The 244-nt window shown below is 61.5% G+C and carries 1 protein-coding gene; it reads right to left on the bottom strand.

The window, feature by feature from the left end; genetic code table 11:
- Positions 1–4: 4 nt before the first annotated feature.
- The coding region (locus H6A20_RS13320; protein WP_204907557.1) for an LPXTG cell wall anchor domain-containing protein at positions 5–244 on the bottom strand (240 nt) is incomplete at its 5' end.

Raw genomic sequence — 244 nt, 5'->3', positions numbered from 1 at the left:
AGCCTTATTTCCCGGCCGCTGTTTTTTTCCGTTTGTAGAACAGCATCCCCAGCAATCCGCCGCAGGAAACCATCATCAGGCTGATCCACAGCGCCATATTGCTGCTGTCCCCGGTCTGGGGGCTTTCTGTTTGCCCAGAAGGCTTGCCCTGCTGTTCGGGTTTGGCTGGGTCGGTTGGGTCAGCCGGGTCAGCGGGGTCTGTCGGGGTGGTCGGGTCAGTCGGCCCAGCCGGATCGGTGGGATC

Origin of the sequence: Mordavella massiliensis (assembly GCF_016901695.1) — a bacterium.
Classification (GTDB): domain Bacteria; phylum Bacillota; class Clostridia; order Lachnospirales; family Lachnospiraceae; genus Claveliimonas; species Claveliimonas massiliensis_A.
The sequence above is the reverse complement of the archived record's forward strand: the minus strand, read 5'-3'. Positions and strand labels throughout refer to the sequence as shown.